The organism is Vibrio sp. SG41-7 (assembly GCF_014164465.1).
Lineage (GTDB): Bacteria > Pseudomonadota > Gammaproteobacteria > Enterobacterales > Vibrionaceae > Vibrio > Vibrio splendidus.
Window position 1 is genome coordinate 1 of the sequence record NZ_JACJFF010000250.1, and the last position, 2,426, is coordinate 2,426.

Annotated in this window: 2 protein-coding genes; one reads left to right on the forward strand and one right to left on the reverse strand. The window is 41.1% G+C overall.

What is annotated here, in order from left to right:
• Window positions 1-147 precede the first annotated feature (147 nt).
• Entirely contained in the window at window positions 148-903 is a 756-nt protein-coding gene (locus H5300_RS26340; RefSeq protein ID WP_182797323.1) for an FRG domain-containing protein, read from the forward strand.
• A 190-nt stretch (window positions 904-1,093) separates the two neighbouring features.
• Here H5300_RS26340 and H5300_RS26345 read toward each other — a convergent pair whose 3' ends face one another.
• A complete protein-coding gene (locus H5300_RS26345; RefSeq protein WP_259397964.1) occupies window positions 1,094-2,299 on the reverse strand; it encodes a UvrD-helicase domain-containing protein in 1,206 nt (401 codons plus the stop codon).
• Between the last annotated feature and the right edge of the window lie 127 nt (window positions 2,300-2,426).

The following is a 2,426-nucleotide window of genomic DNA, read 5'->3' on the forward strand; positions in this document are numbered from 1 at the left end:
GAGTGGGAAATGCATAAAAATGGAGATTATAACCCAGACTGTATCTTGTCTTTGAGTAGTGATGAAACTCCGTCAAAAATGATGGCCAAAGGCATGTATAATGCCGAAGATGACAGCTAACAGGGCGGTATAAGCCAGAGAGGCAACATGAAATATTATAGTCTGGATACGATAGAAAAAGTCTTTTCGTTTGCCACACGATTTGTCCCAGAGAACCACATGGTTTTTCGAGGAGTAATTAACTCTGAATATGAATTGATTTCCTCTGTCGGTCGCCTGCCATTGCTCGGAGATTCGAGCGAGGAGCTTGATAGAGAAAGGGCGCTATTAGAGCAATTCAAGATGAAGAGTGCGCTGCGAGTACAGTGTCAGCCGTCAAATGACTGGGAATGGCTTAGCTTGGCGCAACACTATGGTTTGCCTACAAGACTTTTAGATTGGAGTATTAACCCTCTAATTGCGTTGTACTTTGCTACAGCTCACTCACCTGAAGAACTATACGGAGGAAAGCCCCTGAGTAACTGTGCGGTGTACGGCCTTATAAGTCATATACACATAGATTCGAGTTATCATATTGCCCCACTTGATCTAACTCAAACATTGGAGTTCTATGGGCCAAGCATCTCAGAGCGTCTAGTCAATCAAGCTGGCTTGTTTACTGTTCATCACGAACCTAGAAAGGCATTTGACACTGACAAGTTGCATAAATTTGTTATACCTGGTGAGTTAAAACCTCAAATTCAGTCAAAACTTGGTTTGTTAGGTATTAATGAATCAACTATCTATCCTGGTCTCGATGGTATTGCAAAATCACTTAAAACAGAATTTTACAATCATACTACTCGACCATTAGATCTTGAAAAGGCACCTGAATATATGCAATCGCAACTGGGTGGCTTATAACAAGCATTTAAGGTTTCAAGATACTTTTTCTAATCTTGTATAAACATTTTAGAGCTATAGGTCTAAATCGTTTTTGTCCAAAATTTAGCTAAACGACGCAACATTTCATGCAGAAAGATCTACGTAAAGATTAATTCTATCTATAATTGCTCGATTAGCGTGCCAATCAATGTCTAGTTCATTCTCAGGGTTACCCTTTCAGCTTATATGAACAGGAGCCATCCATCCCTTTACGGTAAGTAGAACACCCCCAGAAGTCGCTGTATTTTCCTTTCCAGAGCTTCATTTCACTGCCACAATTCTGACACAATGGACGCTCATCACTACAGCTTTCATCTATACATACTTGAAGACCACTTTTGATATCTCGACTCATTGGGCTTCCACACTTGATGCAAGGTGTCTCTTTGTTTTTGCATCTAGGGTAGAGAGAACAAGACATAAATTTGCCATATTGCCCTACTTTCAACCTTAATGTGCCCTCACCGCATTGGTGACATGAAATCTTTTCAGCTTGCTGCTGAATAAGTGAAGCATCAAATTCATTAGTTTCCACTGGATATCTTTCTTGAACCAACTCTGTTACAAACTCACTAGCATCCATCATATCAACGAGTAGATAAGCACGGTGTTTTGCTCGGGTTAGAGCAACATAGAACAAACGACGCTCTTCGGCATGTTCAAACTTATCTCCTTGCGGTAACAGTGCATCCATAAGCGGTGGGGTTTGTTTTTGAGATGGAAATCCATGCTTTCCCGAGCTCAACCCCATTACTATGACATATTCGGCTTCTTTTCCTTTTGAAGCATGGAACGATTGGTTTTCAATTTCCAAAGTAGGAAATTTATGTTTTAGGGTTCTTAATTGATGCAAATCAGGAAGTTGATACCAGTAACGAGCAAGAAAATAGACCTTATTCTTACTCGCCTTCTTGGACGCCAGTACTTGGTTTGATATTGAAGAAAGCGTCTTTTCTAGCGCAGATAATCCAACCTCATCACTGCCTTGGCGAACAATACTTACCGCAGGAGTATTCACATGGACTAGTGAGTTGATCTTTTTGTTCAACTGAACTGGGTTTTGAGTGACGAATCGAGTCGCTACGTCCCCAATAGAGTTGTTAAATCTAAACGTCATATCCAGCGTAGTTTCAGAAGTTGAACCGAAGTAGTTGGAAAACTCTGTAGTAAGTCGTACATCGGCTCCGCTAAAGCGGTATATTGCTTGCCAATCATCACCAACACAAAACAATGATGAACCAAGGTAACTATCACGTAGTGCCTTAACAAGCCTAGCCCTCGGTTCTGAAATATCTTGGAATTCATCTACCAGCAGGTACTTCCAAGGAGACAGGAATTGACCTGTTTGAACATACTGTAAAGCTTTACCGATCATATTGCGTATTCCGCTGATTCCGGCCACTAGTTCCGGTTTAACCGGACACCACTAATCTCTCGCTTTTCTCTAACTCTATTTTTACTCTATCTGTCCGGATTGCGCCAGTTTTCGCATTGATTCTCCT

What these genes read in the sequence shown, in the direction of transcription:
- H5300_RS26345 (WP_259397964.1), bottom strand. Translation starts at nt 2,299, where the DNA reads ATGATCGGTAAAGCTTTACAGTATGTTCAAACAGGTCAATTCCTGTCT.
- H5300_RS26340 (WP_182797323.1), top strand. Translation starts at nt 148, where the DNA reads ATGAAATATTATAGTCTGGATACGATAGAAAAAGTCTTTTCGTTTGCC.